This window comes from Paracoccus sp. MA (genome assembly GCF_020990385.1).
Taxonomy (GTDB): domain Bacteria; phylum Pseudomonadota; class Alphaproteobacteria; order Rhodobacterales; family Rhodobacteraceae; genus Paracoccus.
The window spans coordinates 973,918-999,667 of the sequence record NZ_CP087597.1; the positions used below are offsets into that span (position 1 = coordinate 973,918).

Annotated in this window: 25 protein-coding genes and 1 tRNA gene; 9 read left to right on the plus strand and 17 right to left on the minus strand. The window is 68.5% G+C overall.

Annotation, left to right across the window (positions count from 1 at the left end; genetic code table 11):
- Positions 1-40: 40 nt before the first annotated feature.
- Positions 41-466: a secondary thiamine-phosphate synthase enzyme YjbQ gene (locus LOS78_RS04755; protein ID WP_230375827.1), complete on the minus strand. Its 426-nt coding sequence runs from the start codon at positions 464-466 to the stop codon at positions 41-43.
- Positions 463-1,902: a DNA recombination protein RmuC gene (gene rmuC, locus LOS78_RS04760; protein ID WP_230375830.1), complete on the minus strand. Its 1,440-nt coding sequence runs from the start codon at positions 1,900-1,902 to the stop codon at positions 463-465. The genes LOS78_RS04755 and rmuC overlap by 4 nt, the downstream gene beginning before the upstream one ends.
- Before the next feature lie 166 nt (positions 1,903-2,068).
- On the opposite strand from rmuC, the gene LOS78_RS04765 reads away from it, so the two are divergent.
- Positions 2,069-2,617 (plus strand): NADPH-dependent FMN reductase, encoded by a 549-nt coding sequence (locus LOS78_RS04765; protein WP_230375831.1) that lies wholly within the window; start codon positions 2,069-2,071, stop codon positions 2,615-2,617.
- Between the two features lie 55 nt (positions 2,618-2,672).
- Here LOS78_RS04765 and rpoD read toward each other — a convergent pair whose 3' ends face one another.
- The 3 genes from rpoD to LOS78_RS04780 form a co-directional block, all read right to left on the minus strand.
- Positions 2,673-4,661 (minus strand): RNA polymerase sigma factor RpoD, encoded by a 1,989-nt coding sequence (rpoD, locus tag LOS78_RS04770; RefSeq protein ID WP_028711224.1) that lies wholly within the window; start codon positions 4,659-4,661, stop codon positions 2,673-2,675.
- A 139-nt stretch (positions 4,662-4,800) separates the two neighbouring features.
- Complete coding sequence (gene dnaG, locus LOS78_RS04775; RefSeq protein WP_230375832.1) at positions 4,801-6,729, minus strand: DNA primase; 1,929 nt, start codon at positions 6,727-6,729, stop codon at positions 4,801-4,803.
- A gap of 16 nt (positions 6,730-6,745) precedes the next feature.
- Positions 6,746-7,354 carry a TetR/AcrR family transcriptional regulator gene (locus LOS78_RS04780; protein WP_230375833.1) on the minus strand — a complete coding sequence of 203 codons (609 nt, stop codon included), beginning with the start codon at positions 7,352-7,354 and terminating at the stop codon, positions 6,746-6,748.
- Positions 7,355-7,435: 81 nt separating this feature from the next.
- On the opposite strand from LOS78_RS04780, the gene LOS78_RS04785 reads away from it, so the two are divergent.
- Together LOS78_RS04785 and LOS78_RS04790 are read left to right on the plus strand one after the other, a co-directional pair.
- On the plus strand, positions 7,436-7,792 hold the full coding sequence (locus tag LOS78_RS04785) for a hypothetical protein (protein ID WP_230375835.1): 357 nt from the start codon (positions 7,436-7,438) through the stop codon (positions 7,790-7,792).
- A 9-nt stretch (positions 7,793-7,801) separates the two neighbouring features.
- The gene (locus tag LOS78_RS04790; protein ID WP_230375836.1) at positions 7,802-8,965 is read left to right on the plus strand and encodes an alpha-hydroxy acid oxidase; all 1,164 of its coding nucleotides are present in this window, start codon (positions 7,802-7,804) and stop codon (positions 8,963-8,965) included.
- Positions 8,966-8,971: 6 nt separating this feature from the next.
- Here LOS78_RS04790 and LOS78_RS04795 read toward each other — a convergent pair whose 3' ends face one another.
- Positions 8,972-9,964, minus strand: coding sequence for an acyltransferase (locus LOS78_RS04795; RefSeq protein ID WP_230375839.1), 993 nt, complete (start codon positions 9,962-9,964; stop codon positions 8,972-8,974).
- Positions 9,965-10,147: 183 nt separating this feature from the next.
- Here LOS78_RS04795 and LOS78_RS04800 point away from each other — a divergent pair, with 183 nt between their 5' ends.
- The 3 genes from LOS78_RS04800 (at position 10,148) to gluQRS (ending at position 13,072) form a co-directional block, all read left to right on the plus strand.
- Positions 10,148-10,777: a 50S ribosomal protein L25/general stress protein Ctc gene (locus tag LOS78_RS04800; RefSeq protein WP_028711230.1), complete on the plus strand. Its 630-nt coding sequence runs from the start codon at positions 10,148-10,150 to the stop codon at positions 10,775-10,777.
- A gap of 115 nt (positions 10,778-10,892) precedes the next feature.
- Positions 10,893-12,233, plus strand: coding sequence for a methylenetetrahydrofolate--tRNA-(uracil(54)-C(5))-methyltransferase (FADH(2)-oxidizing) TrmFO (gene trmFO / locus LOS78_RS04805; protein WP_230375845.1), 1,341 nt, complete (start codon positions 10,893-10,895; stop codon positions 12,231-12,233).
- On the plus strand, positions 12,212-13,072 hold the full coding sequence (gene gluQRS / locus LOS78_RS04810) for a tRNA glutamyl-Q(34) synthetase GluQRS (RefSeq protein ID WP_230375850.1): 861 nt from the start codon (positions 12,212-12,214) through the stop codon (positions 13,070-13,072). Before trmFO ends, gluQRS begins: the two co-directional genes overlap by 22 nt.
- Here gluQRS and hisI read toward each other — a convergent pair.
- Positions 13,061-13,420 (minus strand): phosphoribosyl-AMP cyclohydrolase, encoded by a 360-nt coding sequence (hisI, locus tag LOS78_RS04815; RefSeq protein ID WP_028711233.1) that lies wholly within the window; start codon positions 13,418-13,420, stop codon positions 13,061-13,063. The two genes, gluQRS and hisI, sit on opposite strands and share 12 nt — an antisense overlap.
- A 60-nt stretch (positions 13,421-13,480) precedes the next feature.
- Between hisI and LOS78_RS04820 the strand changes: the two genes are divergently transcribed.
- Positions 13,481-13,915 (plus strand): iron-sulfur cluster assembly scaffold protein, encoded by a 435-nt coding sequence (locus LOS78_RS04820; protein WP_230375855.1) that lies wholly within the window; start codon positions 13,481-13,483, stop codon positions 13,913-13,915.
- 371 nt (positions 13,916-14,286) lie between these two features.
- On the opposite strand, the gene recG is transcribed toward LOS78_RS04820, so the two are convergent.
- The 4 genes from recG to LOS78_RS04840 all read right to left on the minus strand — a co-directional run bounded on the left by recG (position 14,287) and on the right by LOS78_RS04840 (position 19,843).
- Positions 14,287-16,398, minus strand: coding sequence for an ATP-dependent DNA helicase RecG (gene recG / locus LOS78_RS04825; RefSeq protein ID WP_230375856.1), 2,112 nt, complete (start codon positions 16,396-16,398; stop codon positions 14,287-14,289).
- Positions 16,374-18,656 (minus strand): NAD-dependent DNA ligase LigA, encoded by a 2,283-nt coding sequence (gene ligA, locus LOS78_RS04830; protein WP_230375860.1) that lies wholly within the window; start codon positions 18,654-18,656, stop codon positions 16,374-16,376. The genes recG and ligA overlap by 25 nt, the downstream gene beginning before the upstream one ends.
- A 102-nt stretch (positions 18,657-18,758) precedes the next feature.
- Complete coding sequence (ctrA, locus tag LOS78_RS04835; protein WP_028711237.1) at positions 18,759-19,475, minus strand: response regulator transcription factor CtrA; 717 nt, start codon at positions 19,473-19,475, stop codon at positions 18,759-18,761.
- A 92-nt stretch (positions 19,476-19,567) separates the two neighbouring features.
- Positions 19,568-19,843 (minus strand): DUF1153 domain-containing protein, encoded by a 276-nt coding sequence (locus LOS78_RS04840; RefSeq protein ID WP_028716488.1) that lies wholly within the window; start codon positions 19,841-19,843, stop codon positions 19,568-19,570.
- Between the two features lie 167 nt (positions 19,844-20,010).
- Here LOS78_RS04840 and mnmA point away from each other — a divergent pair, with 167 nt between their 5' ends.
- Entirely contained in the window at positions 20,011-21,180 is a 1,170-nt protein-coding gene (gene mnmA, locus LOS78_RS04845) for a tRNA 2-thiouridine(34) synthase MnmA (protein ID WP_230375865.1), read from the plus strand.
- Between the two features lie 9 nt (positions 21,181-21,189).
- Here the strand turns inward: mnmA and LOS78_RS04850 are convergent, their stop codons facing one another.
- Complete coding sequence (locus tag LOS78_RS04850) at positions 21,190-21,597, minus strand: SufE family protein (protein WP_028711240.1); 408 nt, start codon at positions 21,595-21,597, stop codon at positions 21,190-21,192.
- A 127-nt stretch (positions 21,598-21,724) separates the two neighbouring features.
- On the opposite strand from LOS78_RS04850, the gene LOS78_RS04855 reads away from it, so the two are divergent.
- Positions 21,725-22,231, plus strand: a complete 507-nt coding sequence (locus tag LOS78_RS04855; protein ID WP_230375866.1) for a hypothetical protein — start codon at positions 21,725-21,727, stop codon at positions 22,229-22,231.
- Positions 22,232-22,997: 766 nt separating this feature from the next.
- On the opposite strand, the gene LOS78_RS04860 is transcribed toward LOS78_RS04855, so the two are convergent.
- From LOS78_RS04860 to LOS78_RS04880, 5 genes are all read right to left on the minus strand, one after another.
- Entirely contained in the window at positions 22,998-23,543 is a 546-nt protein-coding gene (locus LOS78_RS04860; RefSeq protein WP_028711242.1) for a GNAT family N-acetyltransferase, read from the minus strand.
- A gap of 109 nt (positions 23,544-23,652) precedes the next feature.
- The gene (gene rpmA / locus LOS78_RS04865) at positions 23,653-23,925 is read right to left on the minus strand and encodes a 50S ribosomal protein L27 (protein ID WP_028711243.1); all 273 of its coding nucleotides are present in this window, start codon (positions 23,923-23,925) and stop codon (positions 23,653-23,655) included.
- 19 nt (positions 23,926-23,944) lie between these two features.
- The gene (rplU, locus tag LOS78_RS04870) at positions 23,945-24,367 is read right to left on the minus strand and encodes a 50S ribosomal protein L21 (RefSeq protein WP_230375868.1); all 423 of its coding nucleotides are present in this window, start codon (positions 24,365-24,367) and stop codon (positions 23,945-23,947) included.
- Positions 24,368-24,555: 188 nt separating this feature from the next.
- A complete protein-coding gene (locus LOS78_RS04875) occupies positions 24,556-25,617 on the minus strand; it encodes a CaiB/BaiF CoA-transferase family protein (protein ID WP_230375870.1) in 1,062 nt (353 codons plus the stop codon).
- A gap of 18 nt (positions 25,618-25,635) precedes the next feature.
- Positions 25,636-25,711 (minus strand) — tRNA-Val (locus LOS78_RS04880).
- Positions 25,712-25,750: the final 39 nt, after the last annotated feature.

Sequence of the window (25,750 nt, forward strand, 5' to 3'; positions counted from 1 at the left end):
CGCGAGGAAAAGGGTTTTCCTGCGGCGCGGCGAGCCGGCCTCAGGCCGCCTGGAAATGCGCCGCCACCTCGCGGCGATGCGGGCGTGCCCGATGCTCGACCAGATAGATGCCCTGCCAGCTGCCCAGTTCCATCCGGCCATGCGCGACCGGGATCTGCAGGCTGACCGGCAGGATCGCCGCCTTGAGATGCGCCGGCATGTCGTCCGGCCCCTCGGCCCGATGCGTCAGGTAATGCATCGCGGGATGATCGGCCGGAGGCGCGATGCGGTCGAGCCAGGCCAGCAGATCGCGCTGCACATCCGGGTCGGCGTTTTCCTGCACCAGCAGCGAGCAGGAGGTATGGCGCACGAACAGCGTCACCACCCCGTCCACCGCGCCGATGCCGCGCAGCCAGCCGGCGACCTCGGCGGTGAAGTCGTGGCAGGCCGGGCCGCGGGTCTGGATGGCGAAGCGGGTCGCGCTCATTCCGCCGCCTCGCCGGGCGCTTCCAGCAGCGCGGCGCCGTCATGGTCCAGGCCGATGCGCTTCTGCGTGCGCGCGCCCAGTTCGCGCAGCATCTCGGCCTGGCGGATCACATTGCCCGGGCCGCGCGTCAGCCGGTCCATGGCGGTGGCATGGCTTTTCTGCGCCCGCTCCAGCGCGGTGCCGACATCCTCGACGGCCGAGACGAAGCCGTGCAGCTTGTCGTAAAGCTGGCCGGCGCGGGCGGCGATCTGCATGGCGTTCGATTCGCGCCGCTCGACCGTCCAGATGTGGTCGACGGTGCGCAGCGTCAGCATCAGCGTGGTCGGCGTCGCCAGCCCCACCCGGTTCTCCATCGCATGCCGCGCCAGGTCGGGATCGACGCGCAGCGCCTCGGAAAACGCGCCTTCGACGGGAATGAACATCAGCACGTAATCGACCGAGCCCTCGTCGATCGCCTGATAGCCCTTGGCCGCCAGCCCGGCGACATGGGCGCGGACCGAGGCGACATGCCGGCGCAGCGCGGCGTCGCGGGTCGGCATGTCCTCGGCATTCACCGCCTCTTCATAGGCGTTCAGCGAGACCTTGCTGTCGATCACCAGAAGCTTCTTCTGAGGCATCTTCACAATCACGTCGGGCCGCCACAGCTTGCCGTCGGCGTCGCGATGGCTCGACTGCGTGTCGTAATGCGTGCCGGCGATCAGGCCGGAATCCTCCAGGATGCGTTCCAGGATCATCTCGCCCCAGGCGCCGCGCTTCTGGCTGTCGCCCTTCAGCGCCCGGGTCAGCGCCACCGCCTCGCGCGAGATGTCCTCGGACCGCTTGTGCAGGTATTCGATCTGCTCGCGCAGCCGGGCGCGCTCCTCGTCGGTGGCCTTGTTGCGGGCCTGCAGCTCGGTCTGGAAGCGGTGCACCTGATCGCGGAACGGGGTCAGCAGCGCCGAAAGCTGCTCGCCATGCGCCTTCTGCATCTCGCTGCCCTGGGATTTCAGCGTCTCGTTGGCCAGCAGGCGGAACTGTCCGGTCATCTCCTCGCGCAGCTCGCGCAGGGTGGCAATGTCGCGCTCGGCCGCCTCGCGGTCCTTCTGTGCTGCGAGCCGGGTCTCGGCCAGCTCGCGTTCGAGGCGCGAGACCTGCTGGCGTTCGCGATGCAGCGCATCGGTCAGCCCGTCGCGCTCCTCGATCAGCTCCTGCAACCGCAGCGCCTGCGATTCCGCCCGCGTCTCCAGCCGGCCGACGGCAAGCCGCTGGCCGTGCAGCTCGGCCGCCTCGGCCTCAAGACGCGCCTGCAATTCGGCCTCGCGCCCCCGGGCCAGCGTGGCGGCCGTTTCTGCCGAACGCCGCGTTCGCCACAGCGCAACGAGGCAGCAGGCCAAGGCCGCCAGCGCCGCGATCAGCAACAATCGCAGATTGCCCGCATCCGCCAACCATGCCTGCATGTTTTCCGCCTCGCCCATCGGCCCTTGCGCCTTTCCGGTCCGCGGTCATGCGCCGCTTGGCCGTCACTGTTCACCTTTTCCCCCCAGAATGCAAGCGCGCCGCCCTCTTTCCTTGCCCGGATCGCGCCCCTAGCCTGCGCCGGAAAACCGCAAGAGGAGAACCGGCATGGTCAAGACCGTCGCCGTCATGGTGGGCTCGCTCCGCAAGGAATCGCTCAACCACAGGCTGATGAAGGCATTGCAGAAACTGGCCGAGGGCCGGTTGCAGTTCCACCTGCTGCATATCGGCGATCTGCCGCATTACGACGAGGATCTCTGGGCCGCGCCGCCCGAATCGGTGCTGCGGATCAAGGACCGTGTCGAGCATTCCGACGCGGTGCTGGCGATCACGCCGGAATACAACCGCAGCTATCCCGGCGTGATCAAGAACGCCATCGATTGGGGCACCCGGCCCTATGGCCAGAACTCGTGGAAGGGCAAGCCCGCGGCCGTGACCGGCACCTCGCCCGGGGTGATCGGCGCGGCGCTGGCGCAGGCGCGGCTGAAGAACGACCTGCTCCATGTCGGCACGGTGATGATGAGCATGCCCGAGGCCTATATCCAGTGGCATGCCGAAGCCTATGCCGCCGATGGAAGCGTCGCCGACGAAAAGACCGCGAAATTCCTGCAAGGCTTCGTCGATGCCTTCGCGGACTGGATCGAGAAGCACGGCTGAGCGCGACATGAAAAGGCCGCGCCCGAGGGCGCGGCCTTTTCCCTGATCCCGGCGGTTACTGGTCCAGGAAGGACCGCAGCTTGCGCGACCGGCTGGGATGCTTGAGCTTGCGCAGCGCCTTGGCCTCGATCTGGCGGATACGCTCGCGCGTGACGCTGAACTGCTGGCCGACCTCTTCCAGCGTGTGGTCGGTGTTCATGCCGATGCCGAAGCGCATGCGCAGCACCCGCTCCTCGCGCGGCGTCAGCGATGCCAGCACCCGCGTGGTGGTCTCCTTCAGGTTTTCCTGAATGGCGCTGTCCAGCGGCAGGACGGCATTCTTGTCCTCGATGAAATCGCCGAGTTGGCTGTCCTCCTCGTCCCCGATGGGGGTTTCGAGCGAGATCGGCTCCTTGGCGATCTTCATCACCTTGCGGACCTTTTCCAGCGGCATCTGCAGCTTTTCGGCCAGTTCCTCGGGCGTGGGTTCGCGACCGATCTCGTGCAGCATCTGGCGGCCGGTGCGCACCAGCTTGTTGATCGTCTCGATCATGTGCACCGGGATGCGGATGGTGCGGGCCTGGTCGGCGATGGAGCGGGTAATGGCCTGGCGGATCCACCAGGTGGCATAGGTCGAGAACTTGTAGCCGCGGCGATACTCGAACTTGTCCACGGCCTTCATCAGGCCGATATTGCCTTCCTGAATAAGATCAAGGAATTGCAGGCCCCTGTTCGTGTATTTCTTGGCGATCGAGATCACCAGCCGCAGGTTCGCCTCGACCATTTCCTTCTTGGCCTGGCGCGATTCCTTCTCGCCGCGCTGAACTTGGCTGACGATGCGGCGGAATTCCTCGATATCGACGCCGACATGCTGGCCGACCATGGCCATCTCGGCGCGCAGGTTTTCCACCTGGCTGCGGGACTTCTCGAACAGCGCCTGCCAGCCGCGGCCCTTGTGCTCCATCATCCGGTCGACCCAGGTCGGGTCGAGCTCGCTGCCGCGATAGGCGTCGATGAATTCGCGGCGGTTGATGCGGGCGGCATCGGCCAGCTTCACCATGTTGGAATCGATGGTGACGATGCGGCGGTTGATGCCGTAGATCTGATCGACCAGCGCCTCGATGCGGTTGTTGTGCAGGTGCAGCTCGTTCACCAGCGCCACGATGCGCGAGCGCAGTTCCTGATAGGCGTTCTCCTGCGCGGCCGAGAAGGTGCCGTCCTCGTTCAGCGTGGCGGACATGCGGTTGTCCTGCATATGCGCCAGCTCTTCGTAGCCCCGGGCGATCGCCTCCAGCGTCTCCAGCACCTTGGGCTTCAGCGAGGCTTCCATCGCGGCCAGCGACAGGTTCTGGCCGTCGTCGTCATCCTCGTCGTCCTCGCCCCGGCCCATCGGATTGCCGTCGGCGTCCAGTTCTTCCTCTTCGCGGGGCGCGCCGCCGGAATTGGCGGCCGGGCGGGTGTCGGTCGGCAGCACCTCCTCTTCCTCGCCCTCCTCGTCCATCGAGCGGCCGAAGGTGGTTTCGAGGTCGATCACGTCGCGCAGCAGGATGTCCTCGTCCAGAAGCTCCTGGCGCCACATGGTGATGGCCTTGAAGGTCAGCGGGCTTTCGCAAAGCCCGGCGATCATGGTGTTGCGGCCGGCCTCGATGCGCTTGGCGATGGCGATCTCGCCCTCGCGCGACAGAAGCTCGACCGAACCCATCTCGCGCAGATACATGCGCACCGGGTCGTCGGTGCGGTCCAGCTTCTCGGTCTCGGCGGTGGCGACGGCGATCTCGCGCGAGCCCGAGCCGGTGGTGGCCAGCTCGCCGCCCTGCTCGGCCTCCTCGGCCTCCTCGTCGGTCTCGACCACGCGGATGTCCATTTCGGACAGCATGGACATCACGTCCTCGATCTGATCCGAGCTGACCTGTTCGGGCGGCAGGACGGCATTGAGCTGGTCATAGGTGATGAAGCCGCGCTCACGCCCTTCGGCGATCATGCGCTTGACCGCAGCCTGCGACATGTCCAGCGAATGATCGTCGTCCTTGGTGTCGGGCTTCTGGTCGTCGTCGTTGGCTGCCATGCTGGCTCCCTTGAAGCGGTGATTCGCGAATCAGCGAATCGGGATCGGCTATCGGCCGGTTCTATCCGAATCGCGGGGGGATTCAAAGCCCGCGGCCCGGCCCCGGCCAAGGTGATTCGGCGCCGGCGATTCGCGCCTGTCAGCGGCGCGGCTTGCGCCAGATCTCGTTCTTCAGGGCCGCGTCCAGGATGGCCCTGTAGCTGTCGCTGTCCTCGCCCAGATCCGACAGATCGGCCAGCGACGGGTGATCGGCCTGCTGCCGGGCGCGGGCGGATTGCGCCATGCGCCAGGTCAGCCCCTCATCCGCCAGCCCCTCGATCTCGGCCTCGGCGCGGGCGATTTCCTCGCGCGCGGCACGGCGGGCCTCGATCCGGTCAAGGGCGTTGGCCAGGATGCCCGCCGCGGCATCGCCGTCATGCGGGCGCAGGATGGCCGGAGCCGCCCTCACATGGGGGTCGGCCATGATGCTTTCAAGGGCGCGCTGCCCCGCCTGCGACTGGGTGCCGGAAAGCAGGTCGTGGATCAGCGCCGCCCGGTCGGCATCCTGCGGCTCCAGCCGTTCCAGCCGCGATTCGACCGGGGCGATCAGGCCGGGATAGGTGGCGCAGATCGCCAGCACCATGGCCTCGATCAGCCGTTCCGCCTCATGCTCGCCGGCTTCGGGCGAGGACAGGCGCGAGGCGCGCGTCGGCGCCGCCGGCGCGACGGGCTGGAAGCGCGGATTGCGCGCCTGCCCCTGCCAGCCCTCGCGCGGCGGGCGCGCCGGGGCGGCATCGCGGCGGCGGTTGCCGAAGAGCTGCCATTTCAGGTTGCGCAGCACCGCATGATAATGGTCGCGGGTGTCCTTGTCGGGGATCTTCGCCACCGCCTCGCCAAGCGCCTTGTCCAGCGCCGCGCGGCGTTCGGGGCTGTCGAAGACCCGGCCCTCGGTCTCGCGCCGCCAGAGCAGGTCGACCAGCGGCCGCGCCTCGTCCAGCACCGCCGCCATGGCGCCGGCGCCGCGGGCGCGGATCAGGTCGTCGGGGTCCAGCCCCTGCGGCAGGAAGGCAAAGCGCAGCGCCTGCCCCGGCCCGGTCATCGGCAGCGCCAGGTCGATCAGCCGCATCGCCGCGCGCAGCCCCGCCTCGTCGCCATCGAGCGCGATCACAGGCTCGGGCGAGATGCGCCACATCAGCCGCAGCTGGTCCTCGGTGATGGCGGTGCCCAGCGGCGCCACCGCGCCCTCGAACCCGGCGCGGACCAGGGCGATCACGTCCATGTAGCCCTCGGCCACCACCAGCGGCTTGCCCTTGGCCACCGCCGCCCGCGCCGGGCCGATATTGTAGAGGTTGCGGCCCTTGTCGAAGAGCGGCGTCTCGGGAGAGTTCAGGTATTTCGCCCGCGCGTTCGGGTCCATCGCCCGGCCGCCGAAGGCAATGCAGCGCCCGCGCCCGTCGCGGATCGGGAAGGTGATGCGGCCGCGGAAGCGGTCGAAGGGCGCGCCGCCGTCGTCGGGCTTGGCCGCCAGCCCGGCCTCGACGATCAGCGCCTCGGCGATGCCCTTGGCGCGCAGGGCGTTGAACAGGCCCTGGCGCTGGTCCGGGGCAAAGCCGATGCCGAAGCGTTCGCAGGCAGCCTCGTCCAGCCCGCGGCGGGCCAGATAGGCGCGCGCCTGCTCGGCCACGCCCATGCCCAGCTGCAGGCGGAACCAGCGCACCGCCTGTTCCATCACCTCGACCAGTTCCGTGCGGCGGTCGGCGCGCTGCACCTGGCGCGGGTCGCGCTCGGGCATCTGCAGGCCGGCCTCGGAGGCCAGCAGTTCCACTGCTTCCAGGAAGCCCATGCCCTCGGCCTCGCGCAGGAAGGTCAGCGCGTCGCCTTTCGCGTGGCAGCCGAAGCAGTAATAAAAGCCCTTCTGGTCGTCGACATGGAAGGAGGCGGTCTTTTCCCCGTGGAAGGGACAGGGCGCCCACCAGTCGCCCTTGGCCTGATTCGAGCGCCGCAGGTCCCAGACCACCTTGCGGCCGATCACCCGCGACAAGGGCACGCGGGCGCGGATTTCGTCGAGGAACTGGGGCGGCAGGCTCATGCCGTCTTATATCGGATCAGGACCGCCGGTTGAAAAGGGGATTCGCACCGACGGCCCCGCGCACCAGTTCCCAATAGACCGCGACCACCCGCTCCTGGTCCAGCCGCCCGCCCTCGCGATACCAGTTGGTGACGCCTGTCAGCATGGCGATCAGCGCCATGGTGGCCAGCCGCGTGTCGGGCACCGTCATCGCGCCCTCGGCCTCGCCGGCGATCAGGATCGCCTCCAGCGCGTCCTCGTAGCGGCGGCGCAGGGCAGCGATCTCGGCGCGGTTCTCGGGCGTCAGGTTGCGCAGCTCCATATAGGACAGGAACACCGCCTCGGGACGCTCCAGGCTGGTCTGGATGTGAAAGCGCAGGAAGGTTTCCAGCCGGACCAGCGCCGGGCGCGCGGGATCGTCGCGCCAGGCGGCCAGCAGTTCCTCCATATGCACCCGCAGCAGGTCGGCCAGCAGCGCCTGCTTGTCGGGCGTGTAGGCGTAAAGCGCGCCGACCTGCACCCCCACCTCGGCCGCGATCTGCCGCATCGAGACCGCCGCATAGCCGTGGCGCGCGAACAGCTTGCGCGCCGTGTCGCGGATCAGCGGTCCGGTGATCTCTGCCCTTGAGCCCTGGGTCCTTGCCATGCCGCCTTCTAGGCGGCGACCCGCGGCAAGGTAAAGACCGCATCTTGCCCCCGCCGCCGCCCTGGGCCTATGGTCCGGCGCATGGAAAGGCGGGGGAACGGCATGGGGCGGATCTGGGGCGTGCTGGCGCTGGCGATGCTGGCCGGCTGCGGCGATGCCGGCGGCGACTATCCCGCGCTGATGCCGACCGACCGGCTGCTGGCCGAGCCCGCCCTGCCCGGCCATGCCGCAGACGCCGCCCAGGACCCGACGGCGGTCGGCGGCGCGCTGGACGCGCGCGGGCGGGTGCTGGCGGGCCGCTCTGCCGCGGGGCCGGTGGCCAACGACGCCGAGTTGCGGCGCCGCGCCGAGGCGCTGCGCGCCCGCGCCACGGCGCTGTCGCAACAATCCCTGTCCGGCGACTGCCCCGAGGGCGACGCCGGTTGCGCGCCGGATTAAGGAGAGCCCATGCCGGTCATCACCTGCATCGACGACCTCAAGGCCATCTATCGCCGGCGCGTGCCGCGCATGTTCTACGACTATGCCGAAAGCGGCAGCTATAGCGAGAGCACCTTCCGCGAGAACTGCACGGATTTCCAGCGCATCAAGCTGCGCCAGCGCGTCGCGGTGGACATGACGGGGCGCAGCACCGAAAGCACGATGATCGGGGAACGGGTCGCCATGCCGGTGGCCCTGGCCCCGGTCGGCATGACCGGCATGCAATGCGCCGATGGCGAGATCAAGGCGGCGCGCGCCGCGAAGGCCTTTGGCGTGCCCTTCACGCTGTCCACCATGTCGATCTGCTCGATCGAGGACGTGGCCGAGGCGGTGCAGGCGCCGTTCTGGTTCCAGCTCTACGTCATGCGCGACCAGGAATTCCTTGAGGCGATCATCGAGCGGGCCCGGCGCGCCCATTGCTCGGCGCTGGTGCTGACGCTGGACCTGCAGATCCTCGGCCAGCGCCACAAGGACCTGAAGAACGGCCTGTCGGCGCCCCCCCGGCTGACCCTGCCGGTGCTGCTGGACCTGGCGACGAAATGGCGCTGGGGCATCGAGATGCTGCGCACGAAGCGCCGCTTCTTCGGCAATATCGTCGGCCATGCCAAGGGCGTGGGCGATCCCTCGTCGCTGATCGCCTGGACGGCCGAGCAGTTCGACCCGCAGCTCGACTGGGGCAAGGTCGCCCGCATCCGCGACCTCTGGGGCGGCAAGCTGATCCTCAAGGGCATCAACGATCCCGAGGACGCCCGCATGGCCGCCGATTTCGGCGCCGATGCGATCATCGTCAGCAACCATGGCGGCCGGCAGCTGGACGGCGCTGTCAGCTCGATCCGCATGCTGCCCGAGATCGTCAAGGCAGTGGGCGACCGGGTCGAGATCCATCTCGACAGCGGCATCCGCTCGGGCCAGGACGTGCTGAAGGCGCTGGCGATGGGGGCGCATGCCACCCATATCGGCCGCGCCTTCGTCTACGGGCTGGGCGCCATGGGCGAGGCGGGCGTGACCGCGGCGCTCGAGGTGATCCGCAAGGAGCTGGACATCACCATGGCGCTGTGCGGCGAGCGGGACGTGAAGGCCCTCGGCCGCCACAACCTGCTGGTGCCGCCGGATTTCCTGCAGCCCTGGGCCTGAGCCCGTTCAGGGCCGGGCGGGATGATGCTCCTGCCTTTGCCGCTTGTCCTTGCCGAAGCCGGGGATCGGCAGCCGGCCCAGCAGCAGCGCCGCGAGGGTCGGCAGCCCGACGCCGAACAGCATGAGCCCGGCCAGGTCCCGCACCCCCAAAGCATTGGCCAGGAACAGCGCCATCACATGCATGAAATAGATCATGGCCGAGATCGGATCCAGCCGGATCGGCGGCGGAGGCATGGCGGTGCCGAGCGTCGCCATGAACAGCGCCGGCGCCGCGACATAGGCGCTGACGGGGATGTCCAGCATCACCTGATCGCTGCGCCAGGCCTGGACCAGCCAGGCCTCGATCATCAGCAGCCCGGCCCCGCCAAGGGTGCAGGCCAGCACCAGCCAGCGCGGCGGCAGCCCCTCCATCCCCAGCCGGGCCACGCGGCGGCCGCAGAGATAGCCGATCGCCACGAAGGGGAAGCACATGAACAGCCCGTTCGAGAATTTCTTCACGCCGATCTGCATGACCCCGGACAGGGCGACATATTGCAGCACCAGCCCGATCACGGCGCAGACCGCCACCGCCGCCAGCAGGATGCGGTATTCATAGGCCGGCGCCAGCTTGCGGGCAAAGCCGCGCAGAAGCAGGATCACCGCGCCCGCGACCAGGATGCCGGCCATGAACCACAGGTGGAAATAGCCCCAGGCCAAGGTCTTGACCAGCGAGCCGAGCCCATGCACCTGATCCAGCCAGAAGGGCAGATAGACCGCCATCCAGAACAGGTAGAGCGCCGCGACGCGCCACAGCCACTTGACGCCCTTGCCGCGCGCCACCGCCGAATAGAGGAAATAGCCCGCCACGATGCAGAAGGTCGGCACCATGACCCGCATCAGCCCGTTGCCGATCATGAACAGCCGCGGCGTCATGTTGGTCTGCAACCAGTAGGTATGCGCAAAGGCGACCAGGACCGCCAATCCCAGCTTGAGATAGTCCAGCGAATGAATACGATGCAACGCGAAAACCCCGACCCCCACTGGCGCAAGCTTTGCAACCAGCGAGGACTATCTGACAAGCATTTTTCCCGCGGCATGCAACTGTTTTTTCGCTTCACATCCGAATGACGTCGCGCTATAGGCGCGGCTTCGGCCATGCACCCTTGGAGGATGGCCGCGAACGCTTAGCAAAGGAATACCATCATGGCCAAAGAGATCCCGGATCTGGTGGCCGAGGCACGCGCGGGGACAGGCAAGGGGGCCGCCCGCCAAGCTCGCCGCGAAGGCAAGGTGCCCGGCATCGTTTATGGCGACGGCAAGGAGCCGCAGCCGATCCAAATCGAGTTCAACTCGCTGCTGACCAAACTGCGCGCCGGCCGCTTCATGTCCACGCTGTGGAACCTGAAGGTCGAGGGCCAGGACGACGTGCGCGTCGTCTGCCGCGGCGTCCAGCGCGACGTGGTCAAGGACCTGCCGACGCATATCGACTTCATGCGCCTGCACCGCAACACCCGCGTGAACCTGTTCATCCACGTGAACTTTGAAAATCACGACGCCGCCCCCGGCCTCAAGCGCGGCGGCACGCTGGTCGTGGTGCGCCCCGAGGTCGAGCTGGTCGTGACCGCCTCGGACATCCCCGAGCAGATCACCGTGGACCTGACCGGCAAGCAGATCGGCGACACCATCCACATCAACGACGTGGTGCTGCCGGCCGGCGTGAAGCCGACCATCGACCGCAACTTCGTCATCGCCAACATCGCCGCGCCCTCGGGCCTGCGCTCGGCCGATAACGAGGAAGCCGCAGCCGCCGAAGACGAGGCCACCGAGGCCTGATCGCCGGCTTCAGCTGCGAATCACATCGGGCGGCACCCCTGCGGGCGCCGCCCTTTCTCTTGCCGCCGGGCCCGGCGATTGCTAGGACATCGCGCCTGACGCGAAGGGGAAACGCATGGAACCGATCCATATCATCGGCGCCGGCCTTGCCGGGTCCGAAGCCGCCTGGCAGATCGCCCGCGCCGGCGTGCCCGTGGTGCTGCACGAGATGCGGCCCCAGGTCGCGACCTTCGCCCACCGCACCGGCGATTGCGCCGAGATGGTCTGCTCGAACAGCTTCCGCTCGGACGACGACCGCATGAACGCCGTGGGCCAGCTGCATTGGGAAATGCGGGTCGCGGGCGGGCTCATCATGGCCATGGCCGAACGTCACCGCCTGCCCGCCGGCGGCGCGTTGGCCGTGGACCGCGACGCCTTCTCGCAGGCCGTGACCCGGGCGTTGCGCGACGAGCCGCTGGTCAGCTTCGCGCCGGGCGAGATCTGCGAGCTGCCCTGCGAGGGGCGCTGGATCGTCGCCACCGGCCCGCTGACCTCCGAGGCGCTCGGCCAGTCGATCCGCAACCTGACCGGCGAGGGCTCGCTCGCCTTCTTCGACGCTATCGCCCCCATCGTCCATGCCGACAGCATCGACATGTCGATCTGCTGGCGGCAAAGCCGCTACGACAAGGGCGAGACCGAGGAAGAGCGCACCGCCTATATCAACTGCCCGATGACGCGCGCGGATTACGAGGGCTTCATCGACGCGCTGCTCGCCGCCGACAAGACCGAGTTCCACGAGGGGGAAACGGCCGGCTATTTCGACGGCTGCCTGCCGATCGAGATCATGGCCGAACGCGGCCGCGAGACCCTGCGCCACGGTCCGATGAAACCCGTGGGCCTGACCAACGCCCATAACCCGGCCGAAAAACCCCATGCCGTGGTGCAGCTGCGCCGCGATAATGCGCTGGGGACGCTCTACAATATCGTCGGCTTCCAGACAAAGATGAAATACGGCGCGCAAGTGGATGTTTTCCGCCGTATTCCCGGATTGCAGAATGCCAGCTTCGCGCGGCTGGGCGGCATCCACCGCAACAGTTTCCTGAATTCGCCGCGGCTGATCGACGACCGGTTGCGGCTGCGCGCGCGCCCGAACCTGCGCTTCGCCGGCCAGGTGACAGGGGTCGAGGGCTATGTCGAATCCGCCGCCATGGGTCTGCTCGCTGGCCGCATGGCCGCGGCCGAGGCGCTAGGGCGCGACCTGCCGCCGCCGCCAGCCACCACCTCGATGGGTGCGCTGGTCAATCACATCACCGGCGGCGCGGATGCCAGGACCTTCCAGCCGATGAACGTGAATTTCGGCCTCTACCCGCCGCTGGACGCGATGCGCGGCGGCCGCAAGGGGCGCAAGGACCGCTACCCGGCCTATACCGACCGCGCGAAAGCCGATTTCCGGCAATGGCTTGCGGGGCAGAGTTGAACTGGACGCGGTTCGCCCCCTCGCCGACCGGGCCGCTGCATCTGGGCCATGCCTTCGCGGCCCTGACCGCCGCGCGCCTTGCCGATCCCGGCCAGTTCCTGCTGCGCATCGAGGATATCGACCAAAGTCGCTGCCGCCCGGAATACGAGGCGCTGATCGCCGAGGACCTGCACTGGCTGGGCCTCGACTGGCCGCAGCCGGTCATGCGCCAGTCCGAACGCCTGCCCGCCTATCAGGCGGCGCTGGACCGGCTGGCGGGGCTGGGCCTGACCTATCCCTGCCGCTGCCGCCGCGCCGATATCCGCGCCGCGCTCTCGGCCCCGCAAGAGGGCGCGGCCGTGATCGGCCCTGACGGCCCGGTCTATCCCGGCACCTGCCGCCACCGTTCTATGGCCGAGGCCGGGCCGGACGACGCCATCCGCCTGAACGCCGCCCAGGCGCTCGACCATCTCGGGCTTGACGAGATCGTCTTTCTCGACCAGAACATCGCCCCCGGGCTGCCGCATCGCCTCACCGCGCGGGACTTCGTCGCCGGGATCGGCGACGTGGTGCTGGCACGGCGCGGCATGGGCACCAGCTACCACCTGGCGGTGGTGGTGGACGATGCCGCCCAAGGCATCACCCTGGTGACGCGCGGGAAAGATCTTTTGGATTCAACATATATCCATATCATTCTTCAGAAATTGCTGGAGCTTCCGACGCCACGCTACCACCACCACCGGCTGATCCGGGACGAGCAGGGCAAGCGCCTCGCCAAGCGGGACGACGCCCGCGCGCTGAAGCTTTTCCGCGACGAAGGCACCAGCGCCGCGCAGATCCGCCGCCAGCTAGGCTTCTGACGGCGCCATGATCTCGACCTCTTTCCCCTCGCGGATAGCGGTGTAGAAACAGCTGCGCCGGTTGGTGTGGCAGGCCGGCCCATGCTGGTCGACCAGCAGCAGCAGACAGTCGCGGTCGCAATCCAGCCGCAGCTCGACCAGCTTCTGCACATGGCCCGAGCTTTCGCCCTTGACCCAGAAGCCCTGGCGCGAGCGTGACCAATAAGTCACCCGCCCGCTCTCCAGCGTCTGTCGGACGGCTTCGGCATTCATCCAGGCCATCATCAGCACCTCGCCGCTGCGATGATCCTGCGCGATGGCGGGAATCAGCCCGTTCGCGTCATATTTCAGGCTGGCAGGGTCGAACATCGGCTTTCCTTTCGGCTGCACCGCACCTATCTAGACCCGACGGCAGCAAGGGAAAAGACCATGTCCGACAGCGACCTGATGCAGCTCTATTCGCGGCGCATCCTGGCGCTGGCCTCGGACATCCCGCATCTGGGCAAGCTCGACCATGCCACGGGCAGCGCGCATCGCCGCTCGCCGCAATGCGGCTCCTCGGTCACGGCGCATGTGGCGCTGCGGGACGGCCGCATCGCCGATTTCGCGCAGGAGGTGCGGGCCTGCGCCCTGGGCCAGGCTTCTGCCGGGGTTCTGGGCCGCACTGCGCTCGGCCGCACCCGCGACGAGATCGCCCGCGCCCGCGACGCATTGCAGGCCATGCTGAAATCCGACGGCCCCGCCCCTGCGCCGCCCTTCGAGGAACTGGAAGCCCTGCTGCCCGCCCGCGACTTCCCGAACCGCCACGCCTCGATCCTGCTGGCCTGGGAGGCGCTGCTCGGCGCCATCGACGCCTCGGCCTGACCGGCTTCTTCGTTCCCCCAAATACCCCCGCCGGAGGCGCGCCCCGCCCGCCTTCACCGTTTTCCAAATACTCCCGCCGGAGGCGAAAAAGAAAAGCCGGCCCGCAAGGGACCGGCAGTTGCGCGCATGATCGTCCGGGGGAAGGTTCCGGCCCCAGGCGAAGGGCCGTCGATTGCGCGGGGCAGTGAGGATCAGGCCGCCAGGATCGAGGGCAGCGAAAACAGGATGATCGCGGTCACCGAAATCGCGACGGTGCCGAGCAGGTCAGAGAGGGATTCGCGGGTCATGAGGTCTCTCCACAGTTCGTTTATGGTTTGTTCTCATGAGTTGCGAACAAAGTAAAGAACTTTTTAAGAACCTCCTGCGAACATCTATCCGGCGCTGATCAGTCGGATGGCGCGATCCTGCTCCATCAGCCACAGCAGCAGCCGCACGGCCTGGCCGCGCCCGCTCTCCATGGCCGGGTCGCGCTCCAGGAAGCTCTGCGCGTCCTTGCGCGCCAGCGCCATCAGCCCGGCCTGGCGTTCCAGGTCGGCGATGCGGAACCGCGGCAGGCCGGATTGCGCGGTGCCGATCACGTCGCCGGCGCCGCGCATCGCCAGATCCTCCTCGGCGATGCGGAAGCCGTCCTCGGTCTCGCGCAGGATGGTCAGGCGCCGCCGCCCGGTCTCGGACAGCGGCTCGTGATACATCAGCAGGCAGCTTGAGGCGCCCGAGCCGCGCCCGACCCGGCCGCGCAGCTGATGCAGCTGCGCCAGGCCGAAGCTTTCGGCGCGCTCGATCACCATGATCGTCGCCTCGGGCACGTCGACGCCGACCTCGATCACCGTGGTCGCGACCAGGATGCGCGCCCGGCCGGCGGCGAAATCGGCCATCGCCGCGTCGCGTTCCTCCGGCGGCATCTGGCCGTGAACCAGCCGCACCTGCTCGCCGAACCGCGCCCGCAGCTCCTGGAAGCGCGCCTCGGCCGCGGTCAGGTCGATGGCCTCGCTCTCCTCGACCAGCGGGCAGACCCAATAGGCCCGGGCGCCGGTGTCGAGCGCCCGGGCCAGATGCTCCACCACTTCGGCCATGCGCGCGTCCGAGACCACCGTGGTGCGGACCGGCTGCCGGCCAGCGGGCTTTTCGTCCAGCACCGACAAGTCCATGTCGCCGAATTGCGCCAGCGCCAAGGATCGCGGGATCGGTGTTGCCGTCATCACCAGCATGTCGGGCGGCAGATGCCCGCCCTTGGCGCCCAGTTCCATGCGCTGGTTGACGCCGAAGCGGTGCTGTTCGTCGACGATGGCCAGCCGCAGGTCGTGGAATTCGACCGATTTCTGGATCACCGCATGGGTGCCGACCAGAATGTCGATCCGCCCCTCGGCCAGGTCGGTCAGGATATTGGTGCGGGCGTCGCCCTTGTCGCGGCCGGTCAGCGCCTCCAGCCGGATGCCGGCCAGCCGCGCCAGCGGCTCCAGCGCGCGGAAATGCTGGCGGGCCAGGATCTCGGTCGGGGCCATCAGCACGCCCTGCCCGCCCGCCTCGACCGCGACCAGCAGCGCGAGGAAGGCGACCAGCGTCTTGCCGGCCCCGACATCGCCCTGCAACAGCCGGTTCATCCGCCGCGGCGCGGCCATGTCACCGGCGATCTCCTCGACCGCGCGGGCCTGCGCCCCGGTCGGCGGCCAGGGCAGCCCGGCCAGCACCTTGGCGCGCAGATGCCCGTCGCCCTGCGTGGCCAGCCCCGCCTGCCGCCGCCGGTCGCGGCGCAAGAGCGCCAGGGTCATCTGATGCGCGAACAGCTCGTCATAGGCCAGCCGGGCGCGTGCCGGATCGGTCGGCGACAGGCCGGCCGGCCCTTCCGGCGCATGGGCGCGGGCCAGCGCCTCGGCCCAGGCCGGCCAACCCTCGCGCGCCAGGACCGAGGCGTCGATCCATTCCCCCGCCTGCGGCAGCCGCCCCATCGCGGCCCCCACCGCCTTTTGCACCACACCCTGAGTCAGCCGGCCCGAGAGCGGATAGACCGGCTCGAAATCCGGCGGCGGCACCGAGCCTTCGGCGCCGATATGGTCGGGATGCACCATCTGCGCCATGCCGTCGAACAGCTCGATCTTGCCGGAAACCAGCCGCCGCGCGCCCAAAGGCAGCTGGCTTTCGATCCAGTCCTTGCGCGGATGGAAAAAGACCAGCTGCAGGTCGGCGCTGCCGTCCGAGCAATGCACCCGCCAGGGCCGGCCCTTGGCCGTGGGCGGGCTGTGGCGCTGCACGGTGATCGCAACGGTGACGATCTCGGGCGGGCGGGCATCGGCCAGCCGGGCGATCGGGCGGCGGCGGATGCCGGAATGCGGCAGGGTCAGGATCAGGTCGCGCAGCCGCGTCACGCCCATCTGGGCAAAGGCCTCGGCCGCGCGCAGGCCGACTCCGGGCAGGGTCTCGACACCCGCGAACAGCGGAAACAGCGCCGGCGGGCGGCCCGTCACCCCTGGGCGATCGCCAGCCATTCGTCCTCGTCGATAACCTTGATGCCCAGTTCGGCGGCCTTCTTCGCCTTCGATCCGGCGCCGGGGCCGGCGATCAGCAGGTCGGTCTTGGCCGAGACCGAGCCCGCGACATGGGCGCCAAGCGCCTCGGCCCGCGCCTTGGCCTCGGCCCGCGTCATCTTTTCCAGCGTGCCGGTAAAGACCAGGGTCTTGCCGGTGATGGCGCTGTCGGCGGCGCGCTTCTCGGGCGGCAGCACGGTCAGAAAGCCAACCAGCCGGTCGATCGCCGCCCGCTCGCGCGCATTGGCGAAGGCGTCCGACAGCGACATGGCCAGCACCGGGCCGATGCCGTCGGCGGCGATCAGCCCGGCCCAGGCCGCGCTGGCCTTGGGCGGCAGATCGACCTGCGCCAGCGCCGCGGCGCGCGCCTCGGATGGCCGGGCACGGCGGCCTTCGGCCGCGGCCGCCGCGCGCTCAACCTGGGCCGCCTCTTCGGCCAGGCGATGCGCCACAGCCGCCGGGCGCGCGGTGTCGAGCGCCGCCTCCAGCGCCTCCCAGCTGCCGTAATGGCGGGCGAGATCCTGCGCCGCAACCTCGCCGACATGACGGATGCCAAGGGCGAAAAGCAGCCGCGCCAGCGGGATCTCGCGGCGCTTCTTGATGGCTTGGAACAGGCTGGCGGCGCTTTTCTCGCCCCAGCCCTCACGGTTCTTCAGCTGGGTCAGCTGGCCGGGGCCGTAGCGGTCCTGCAGGGTGAAGATGTCGGCCGGCTCGGCGATCCAGCCGTCGCGGAACAGCTCTTCGACCAGCTTGGCGCCCAGCCCCTCGATGTCGAAGGCGGCGCGCGAGACGAAATGGCGCAGCTTCTCGACCGCCTGGGCCGGGCAGATCAGCCCGCCGGTGCAGCGCCGGACCGAGTCGCCCTCTTCCCTTATGGCGGGCGAGCCGCATTCCGGGCAGGTCTCGGGGAAAGCATAGGGAACCGACTCGGGCGGGCGCTTGGCCAGGTCCACGTCCGCGACCTTGGGGATCACGTCGCCGGCGCGATAGACCTCGACCCAGTCGCCGATGCGGATGTCCTTGCCGCCGCGGATCTCGCTGCCGTCGGCGCCGCGGCCGGCGATGTAATCCTCGTTGTGCAGCGTGGCGTTCGAGACGACGACGCCGCCCACCGTCACCGGATGCAGCCGCGCCACCGGGCTCAGCGCGCCGGTGCGGCCGACCTGGATGTCGATGGCTTCCAGCCGGGTCCAGGCGCGCTCGGCCGGGAACTTGTGCGCCAGCGCCCATCGCGGCGTGGTCGAGCGCATGCCGAGCCGCGCCTGATAGCCGAGGTCGTTCACCTTGTAGACCACGCCATCGATGTCATAGCCAAGCGTCGCGCGCATCTGCTCGATCTCAGCCCAGGCGGCCAGCATGTCCTGAACCGAGGCGCAGATCCGGGTCAGCGGATTGGTCTGGAAGCCGAAATCCTGCATCCGCCGCACCGCTTCCATCTGCGTGTCGGCGAAGGGCGCGCTGACCTCGCCCCAGGCATAGGCGAAGAAACGCAGCGGCCGCGCCGCCGTCACCGCAGGGTCGAGCTGGCGCAGCGAGCCCGCCGCCGCATTGCGCGGGTTGGCAAAGACCCGGCCGCTGTCGGACTGGTTCAGCGTCTCGAAATCCGCATGCGACATGTAGACTTCGCCGCGGATCTCCAGCACCTCGGGCCAGCCGTCGCCGGCAAGTCGCTCGGGAATGTCGGCGATGGTGCGGGCGTTGGCGGTCACGTTCTCGCCCACCGCGCCGTCGCCGCGGGTGGCGGCCTGGATCAGTCGCCCGCCCTCGTAGCGCAGGGACAGCGACAACCCGTCGATCTTCGGCTCGGCGGTGATCTCCAGCACCGTGCCGGGCGCGAGGTTCAGGAACGAGCGCACCCGCTGCACGAAAGCCTCGACATCGCCCTGGCTGAAGCCGTTTTCCAGCGACAGCATCGGCAGGCGATGCGGGATCTTGGCGAAGCGGGTGTCGGGCGCGGCCCCGACCTGCGCCGTCGGGCTGGCCGGATGCGCAAGCTGGGGGAAGCGCGCCTCGATCTCTTCGAGCCGACGCTTGCCGGCATCGTATTCCGCGTCGCTGATGAAGGGCGCGTCCTGCTGGTAATAGGCCAGGTTGGCGCGCGCCACCAGTTCGCTCAGCCGCGCATGCTCCTCGGCCGCTGCCCCTGCATCCAGACCGGAGACCGGTGGCCGGGCCGATTCCGCTGCGGGAACAGCCTGCTCCTCGTCTTCTCCGGCCATCCTGCCCTCCGCCTGCCTGCCGGCCCTTGCGGGCCATGATCCGGGGAAAGGTGATAGCGGGGCCGGGGCCGGATTGTCCAGCACCCGGCCGCGCGGGCCGCGTCAGGCGCGCAGCGCCATGCGTTCGGGGTTCGGCGTCTCGACCACCGGATCGCGCAGGACATAGCCCCTGCCCCAGACAGTCTCGATATGGCTTTCGCCGTTCATCGCCGCGGCCAGCTTCTTGCGCAGCTTGCAGACGAAGACGTCGATGATCTTCAGCTCGGGCTCGTCCATGCCGCCATAGAGATGGTTGAGGAACATCTCCTTGGTCAGCGTCGTGCCCTTGCGCAGGCTGAGCAGTTCCAGGATCTGGTATTCCTTGCCGGTCAGGTTGACCGGCCGCCCGCCCACCTCGACCGAGCGCGCGTCCAGGTTCACCACCATATCGCCGGTGCGGATCACCGACTGGCTGTGCCCCTTGGAGCGGCGGATGATGGCCTGGATGCGGGCGATCAGCTCGTCGCGGTTGAAGGGCTTGGTCATGTAGTCGTCGGCGCCGAAGCCGAAGCCGCGCAGCTTGCTTTCGGTATCGTCCGAGCCGGTCAGGATCAGGATCGGCGTATCGATGCGCGACATGCGAATCTGCCGCAGCACCTCCATCCCGTGCATGTCCGGCAGGTCCAGATCCAGCAGGATCAGATCGTAGTCATAGAGCTTGGCCAGGTCGATGCCTTCCTCGCCCATATCGGTGCGATAAACATTATAGCTCGCATGAGTCAGCATCAGCTCGATGCTGCGGGCCGTGGTCGGATCATCCTCCACGAGAAGGATTCGCATGTCTTTTCCCCTTGCTAACCAGACGACTGGTAAAATTTCTCCGCAAAAGGTTAATATCACGTTACCGGATAAATCATCAAATATGTCTCAACTTACGGTTGCCGAAATCTCTGCAACTGCGTGATTTTCAGCGCATTGCGTCCGTGACGGCGAAAGGCGCTGGCCCAGGCGTCGAACTCCTCCTCGGTCAGGCCGTAGCGGCGAATCGCCTCCTCCCGCGCCAGCAGCCCATATTGCACGGCATCCACGACCGCCGCCTTGCGGCTGGCCACCCAGCGGGTCTGCGGATCGGGCAGGTCGGCCAGGGACAGAATGCTGCCATCGGGCAGGATCGCGGTGCGCGGGCCGGGGGTTTTCTTCAGAAACATCGGCAAGTCCTTGTCTTCCTTGCCCCGTTCTGCCGCAAACTTCTTAAGTCGAGGTGAAGTCACGCCGGGTTTTTCCGCTCCCCGCCCTTGAGAATTGCCGGATTTTTCCTATAAATGTTGGGAACTGCGGGGCCCGGACGACATGCGCCCCCGCGAAAGGACGATCCATGACAGCGCCAGCTTCCTCTCTGCGCCCGGCCGCACCCGATTCGACCGTGAACTCGCTGGGCTTTGCCAAGCCCCCGGCGCAGACGCGCGTGGTCGTCGCCATGTCCGGCGGCGTCGACAGCTCGGTGGTGGCGGCGATGCTGGCGGCGCAGGGCTATGACGTGATCGGCGTGACGCTGCAGCTTTACGACCACGGTGCGGCGCTGGCGAAAAAGGGCGCCTGCTGCGCCGGGCAGGACATCCACGACGCCCGCCGGGTGGCCGAGCGCATCGGCTTTCCGCATTACGTGCTGGATTACGAGAACAAGTTCCGGGAATCGGTGATCGAGGAATTCGCCGACGCCTATCTGGCCGGCGCCACCCCGGTGCCCTGCATCCGCTGCAACGAGCGGGTCAAGTTCCGCGATCTCTTGCAGACCGCGCGCGAACTCGATGCCGATTGCATGGCGACGGGGCATTACATCCGCCGCTTCGACGGCGCGAAGGGCGCCGAATTGCACATGGCCGCCGATCCCGCCCGCGACCAGAGCTATTTCCTGTTCTCGACCACCCAGGAGCAGCTGGATTTCCTGCGTTTCCCGCTGGGCGGCCTGGCCAGCAAGGCCGAGACCCGGGCGCTGGCGGCGCAATACGGGCTGTCGGTCGCCGACAAGCCCGACAGCCAGGACATCTGCTTCGTGCCGGACGGCAATTACGCCAGCGTGATCGAGAAGCTGCGCCCCGGCTCGGCCGATCCGGGCGAGATCGTGGACATGGACGGCAATGTGCTGGGCACGCATCGCGGCGTGATCCATTACACCATCGGCCAGCGCCGCGGCCTGGGCATCGGCGGCCTCGGCGATCCGCTCTATGTCGTGCGGCTGGAGCCCGAGACGCGGCGGGTCGTCGTCGGCCCCAAGCAGGCGCTGGCGACGAAGATCGTGCCGGTAACCGAGGTGAACTGGCTGGGCGACGCGCCCTTCGAGGGCGAGATCGCCATCACCGCCCGCATCCGCTCGACCCGGCCGCCGCGGCCGGCAATCCTGCGCGTGACCGGCGAGCGGCGCGCCGAGGTCGAACTGCTGGCCCCGGAAGAAGGCGTCAGCCCCGGCCAGGCCTGCGTGTTCTATGCCACCGAGGGCAGCCGCGTGCTGGGCGGCGGCTGGATCTCGCACCGGCGCGGCGGCTGACAGTCGGGTTCAGGCCGCTGCGGCCAGCAGCCGGATGCGCTCGACCATGGCGCGCAACCCGTTGGACCGCTGCGCCGAAAGATGTTCCTCCAGCCCCAGCCGGCCAAGCTCGGCGCTGGCGTCGATCGCCGGCACCTCGCGCACCGGCACGCCGGAATAAAGCGCGTGCAGGATGGCGATCAGCCCGCGCACGATCAGCGCATCGCTGTCGCCCTGGAAATCGAAATGGCCGCCCTCGATCCGGGGCATGATCCAGACCTGGCTGGCGCAGCCCTCGACCTTGGTGGCGGGCACCTGCAGCGAGGGGTCCATGGGCGGCATCGCCTTGCCCAGCTCGATGACATGGCGATAGCGCTCTTCCCAGTCCTCGAGAAAATCGAAGGTCTCGGCGATCTCTTCAAAGGCGGGCGTGGCCATCGGGGCATCCTCTCGCGTCGGGCGATCTTGCATAGCGCGATGGGTCGGCGAGGTCAAAGAGGCTTTCGCCCCCGCGCATCTTGGCCTATCACTGCCGCAAAGAAGCGGGAAAACGGGGGCAGGCTTCATGCGGTCAGGAACCTTGGGCATTCTTGCCTGTGCGGCGCTGGTGCTGGCGGGCTGCGGCCGCATGGGAGACAGCAGCTGGAACCCGATGCGCTGGTTCGGCAGCGCGCCGCAGACGCAGACGCTGGAGCCCGAGGGCGGCTATCCGACCACGGTGAATGACGGCCGCGTGCCGCTGGCCCATGTCACCGGAGCGAGGTGGGAACCGCTCTACGAGGGGCGGATGCTGGTCGTGACCGGGCTGGCCGCCAGCAAGGCCTGGTGGGACCTGGCGCTGGTGACCGAGGTTCCCATGCCCAAGGGACGCATCCGCCCGGACGAGAACGGCGTGCTGCGCCTGCGTCTGGTCGGCAAGCCGCCGCAACCCGACACCTTCGCCGCGGCCAACCCGGCCAATCCGCTTGCCGATGCGGCAACGGTGGCGCTGGTCATCCCGAATGCCGTCCTGCCGGATCTGCGCGAGGTGGTGATCTCGGGCGCGAGCAATTCCGTAAGCCTGCGGCGCTGAGGGTCACAGGCGGAGCGGGCTGCGGAGCCGGAAACACCGGCAGCCGCGGGTTTTGCGGCACGGTCGCGACATGGTATTTATGAAACAGAGAAAGCCCGGGTAGGGCACAACTGCGCCGCAGCTTGGGACGGCGGGCTTCCGGCAGGGCCGAGCCGGTCTGATCGAAGCCTTGACGGACCGTCCGGGTCAGGCCAGATGGCGGGCCCGATTTCGGGTGCGGCGAGGGACAAGGCGGATGCCGGCCGGCCCTGCCGGTCTTGATGCCTGGCCTCCCCCGGGACAGCGGGCGGCCCGGGCCGCATATTCCCGGGCTGGGGTGAAACGGCCGGACGCCCCTGGGTGATGCAGGATTGGTCGTTTCGCGCTGCTGCGGCGGAGGCCGGCACGCGCAGTTGCTCGGGGCAATGGCGCCGGCAGGGGGGCACCGCAGAGGAGGGCTATAGCGATTGCGGAACAGCCTCCTCCGGCCGGCGCGCTTCGGGGCCTTGCGGGCTGTTTTGAGACGCGCTGCTGCGACGGAAGGGTGGAAGAAAGCTCCGCTGGTGATGCCGCGCGCTCTTCGGGCCAAAAGGCGAGAAGATGTTTGCCGAGCTTTGAGCCCGCCCCGGACAAGGGGATGCCCCTTGGAGAGCGGCCAGTCCGGGCCGGAAAGCCCGTGCGAACAGCCGCACGCGCCCCGGCCCTGCTCGCAAGGCCGGGGCCTAATTGCCCGACCCGGCCTTCGCGGCGCGGGCAGGCTTCTGCGCGCGCCACGCGGGCTTGGCGGTCAGGACATCTTGCGCAGATAGGTCCAGGTCGGTACCCGCGCATCGCGTGCCACCGACCAGCTTTCGGCATCGCCGAGATATTCGAAGCCGCAATTGGTGAGCACCCGGGCCGAGCCGGGATTGTCCTGGAACGCCTCGGCGAACAGGGTGCGCGAGCGGTGCGGGTTCGCCTCGACCAGGGCCGAGACCGCCTCGGTCGCGAAGCCGGTATTCCAGAACCCCGCGCCGATCCAGAAGCCCAATTCGGACTGTTCCTTGTCGATCCGGGTCAGCGAGACCACGCCCAGCAGCTCGGCCAGCTTGTTGGCCGAACCGTCGATGGCCCAGACATCCTCGTCCCGGTCGGCCGACATGGCGCGGCGGACATAGGCTTCGGCCGCGCCGGGCGGCAAGGGGTGCGGGATCGAACGGGTTCCCTCGGCCACGCGTCGATCGGCAGTGTAATGCGCGATGAGCCCCGCATCCGACGCCCGAAGCGGGCGCAGGACGAAACGCTCGGTCACGATCTCGATCTGCCGCGCATCCGAGGCAATCAATTCGTTCATGTCTCTATTCTCCCCCAATTACTCGCAATGATATGGGTGCGGATTCCGAAAACGCGAAGGGGACCGGCTGCGGCCGATCCCCTTTTAGCACCCGAGTGTTAAAATCGGCTTACTCGGCGGCCTCGACATTGGCGGGAAGCACGGAAATGAAGGTGCGGCCCTTGAGGCCCTTCTTGAAAGTCACCTGGCCGTCCGTCAGCGCGAACAGCGTATGGTCGCGGCCCATGCCGACGTTCTGGCCCGGCCACCAGGTGGTGCCGCGCTGACGCACGATGATGTTGCCGGCGACGGCCTGCTGGCCGCCATAGAGTTTCACGCCGAGACGACGACCGGCCGAATCGCGGCCGTTGCGGGACGAACCGCCTGCTTTCTTATGTGCCATGGCTCAGTCTCCTTCTGCCTCAGTTGGCGTCTTCGGCCGAGGCTTCGGCTTTCGACTTCTTGGCTTTCGCCGGTTGTTCGGCCGCCTCGAGCTTGGTGCGGGCGCCGACGGCAGGTTTCACATCGGTCTTGTCGCCGCCCTTTTCAAGCAGCTCGGTGATGCGGACCAGCGTCAGCTGCTGGCGATGGCCGCGGGTGCGCTGCGAGGAATGCTTCCGGCGGCGCTTGACATAGGTAATGACCTTGTCGGCCTTGATGGTGTCGATGACCTCGGCCTGCACGGCCGCACCCGCGACCAGCGGCGCGCCCACGGTGGCGCCGATCATCAGCACGTCGTTGAACTGGACCTTGTCGCCGGCTTCGGCGTTCAGCTTTTCGACGCGCAGCACGTCGCCGGCCTGAACCCGGTACTGCTTGCCGCCCGTCTTGAGAACTGCGAACATTCCGTCTTTCCTTGCTCTGCCGCGTCCTTCGGCCCCGCATCGCGGATGTTGATGGGGCCAGGCCCCGCCTTCGGACAGCGCACCCATTCCCGGGTGAGATTCAAAATATGATGCCGGCAACGGACATGCGCCCGGCCGGTCGCGGGTATATCGCGGATTCGGCCGGGCAAGTCAACAGGAATGGCGGCTCAGCGCCACAGATCGCGCGCCTCCTCCGCCGAGAGCCGCCGCCCCTCGCGCAGGCTGGCCGGCTCGCGCAACAAAAGCGGCGCCGGGCGCGGATCATCGCCCAGATAGGCCCCGCGCGCCCGGTTATGCGCATGGCTCGGCGCCTCGGCGATGGAGAGCACCGGAGCGGCGCAGGCATCCGTCCCCTCCAGCTCGGCCGCCCAGTCGTCGCGGCTGCGTGTGGCGATCCGCGCCGCCAGGGTCTCGCGCAGCGCGGTCCAGTTCGCCGGATCGCTACGGTCGGGCAGATCGGCTTCGGAAAGCCCCAGACGCCGGACCAGCTCGGCCCAGAACTGCGGCTCGATGGCGCCGACGGCGAGGAAGCCGCCGCAGGCGCAGGGATAGCAGCTGTAATAGGGCGCGCCGCCGTCCAGCAGGTTCGCCTGGCGCTCGTCGCGCCAGAGCCCGTTGACGCGCAGCCCCGAGATCATCGCCATCAGATGCGCCACCCCGTCGGTGATGGCGGCATCGACCACCTGTCCCCGCCCGGTCTCGCGCGCCCGCAGGATCGCCGCCAGCATGCCGGCGACCAGATACATCGAGCCGGCGGCGAAATCGCCGACCAGGTTCAGCGGCGGCACCGGGTGATCGCGCGGGCCGATGGCGGAAAGCGCGCCGGTGATCGCCAGATAGGTCAGGTCGTGGCCGGCGGAATGCGCCAGCGGGCCGGTCTGCCCCCAGCCGGTCATCCGGCCATAGACCAGCCGCGGGTTTTCCGGGAAATCCCCGGGGCCGAGGCCCAGCCGCTCCATCACGCCGGGGCGCATGCCCTCGATCACCGCATCGGCGCGCAGGATCAGGCCGCGCGCGATCCCGCGGCCCTCGGGCGATTTCAGGTCCAGCTCCAGCCAGTCACGGCCGCGATCCAGCACGTCCCGCTTCATCGGAAAGATCTGCGGCGAGCCGGGCCGGGCGATGCGGACCACCTGCGCGCCGTGATCGGCCAGCCACATGGCAGAAAAGGGCGTGGGGCCGATGCCGGCGATCTCGACGATGCGCAGGCTGGACAGGGTTCCGCTCATGGCCGGGCTCCGGGAGAGTGGTGGGCGGTGAGGGACTCGAACCCCCGGCATTCTCGGTGTAAACGAGACGCTCTACCAACTGAGCTAACCGCCCCCGAGCCGGCTGATAGCGCGATCCCCGCGCCCTTGGCAA

What these genes read in the sequence shown, in the direction of transcription:
- LOS78_RS04755 (WP_230375827.1), bottom strand. Translation starts at nt 466, where the DNA reads ATGAGCGCGACCCGCTTCGCCATCCAGACCCGCGGCCCGGCCTGCCAC.
- rmuC (WP_230375830.1), bottom strand. Translation starts at nt 1,902, where the DNA reads ATGCAGGCATGGTTGGCGGATGCGGGCAATCTGCGATTGTTGCTGATC.
- LOS78_RS04765 (WP_230375831.1), top strand. Translation starts at nt 2,069, where the DNA reads ATGGTCAAGACCGTCGCCGTCATGGTGGGCTCGCTCCGCAAGGAATCG.
- rpoD (WP_028711224.1), bottom strand. Translation starts at nt 4,661, where the DNA reads ATGGCAGCCAACGACGACGACCAGAAGCCCGACACCAAGGACGACGAT.
- dnaG (WP_230375832.1), bottom strand. Translation starts at nt 6,729, where the DNA reads ATGAGCCTGCCGCCCCAGTTCCTCGACGAAATCCGCGCCCGCGTGCCC.
- LOS78_RS04780 (WP_230375833.1), bottom strand. Translation starts at nt 7,354, where the DNA reads ATGGCAAGGACCCAGGGCTCAAGGGCAGAGATCACCGGACCGCTGATC.
- LOS78_RS04785 (WP_230375835.1), top strand. Translation starts at nt 7,436, where the DNA reads ATGGAAAGGCGGGGGAACGGCATGGGGCGGATCTGGGGCGTGCTGGCG.
- LOS78_RS04790 (WP_230375836.1), top strand. Translation starts at nt 7,802, where the DNA reads ATGCCGGTCATCACCTGCATCGACGACCTCAAGGCCATCTATCGCCGG.
- LOS78_RS04800 (WP_028711230.1), top strand. Translation starts at nt 10,148, where the DNA reads ATGGCCAAAGAGATCCCGGATCTGGTGGCCGAGGCACGCGCGGGGACA.
- trmFO (WP_230375845.1), top strand. Translation starts at nt 10,893, where the DNA reads ATGGAACCGATCCATATCATCGGCGCCGGCCTTGCCGGGTCCGAAGCC.
- gluQRS (WP_230375850.1), top strand. Translation starts at nt 12,212, where the DNA reads ATGGCTTGCGGGGCAGAGTTGAACTGGACGCGGTTCGCCCCCTCGCCG.
- hisI (WP_028711233.1), bottom strand. Translation starts at nt 13,420, where the DNA reads ATGTTCGACCCTGCCAGCCTGAAATATGACGCGAACGGGCTGATTCCC.
- LOS78_RS04820 (WP_230375855.1), top strand. Translation starts at nt 13,481, where the DNA reads ATGTCCGACAGCGACCTGATGCAGCTCTATTCGCGGCGCATCCTGGCG.
- recG (WP_230375856.1), bottom strand. Translation starts at nt 16,398, where the DNA reads ATGGCTGGCGATCGCCCAGGGGTGACGGGCCGCCCGCCGGCGCTGTTT.
- ligA (WP_230375860.1), bottom strand. Translation starts at nt 18,656, where the DNA reads ATGGCCGGAGAAGACGAGGAGCAGGCTGTTCCCGCAGCGGAATCGGCC.
- ctrA (WP_028711237.1), bottom strand. Translation starts at nt 19,475, where the DNA reads ATGCGAATCCTTCTCGTGGAGGATGATCCGACCACGGCCCGCAGCATC.
- LOS78_RS04840 (WP_028716488.1), bottom strand. Translation starts at nt 19,843, where the DNA reads ATGTTTCTGAAGAAAACCCCCGGCCCGCGCACCGCGATCCTGCCCGAT.
- mnmA (WP_230375865.1), top strand. Translation starts at nt 20,011, where the DNA reads ATGACAGCGCCAGCTTCCTCTCTGCGCCCGGCCGCACCCGATTCGACC.
- LOS78_RS04850 (WP_028711240.1), bottom strand. Translation starts at nt 21,597, where the DNA reads ATGGCCACGCCCGCCTTTGAAGAGATCGCCGAGACCTTCGATTTTCTC.
- LOS78_RS04855 (WP_230375866.1), top strand. Translation starts at nt 21,725, where the DNA reads ATGCGGTCAGGAACCTTGGGCATTCTTGCCTGTGCGGCGCTGGTGCTG.
- LOS78_RS04860 (WP_028711242.1), bottom strand. Translation starts at nt 23,543, where the DNA reads ATGAACGAATTGATTGCCTCGGATGCGCGGCAGATCGAGATCGTGACC.
- rpmA (WP_028711243.1), bottom strand. Translation starts at nt 23,925, where the DNA reads ATGGCACATAAGAAAGCAGGCGGTTCGTCCCGCAACGGCCGCGATTCG.
- rplU (WP_230375868.1), bottom strand. Translation starts at nt 24,367, where the DNA reads ATGTTCGCAGTTCTCAAGACGGGCGGCAAGCAGTACCGGGTTCAGGCC.
- LOS78_RS04875 (WP_230375870.1), bottom strand. Translation starts at nt 25,617, where the DNA reads ATGAGCGGAACCCTGTCCAGCCTGCGCATCGTCGAGATCGCCGGCATC.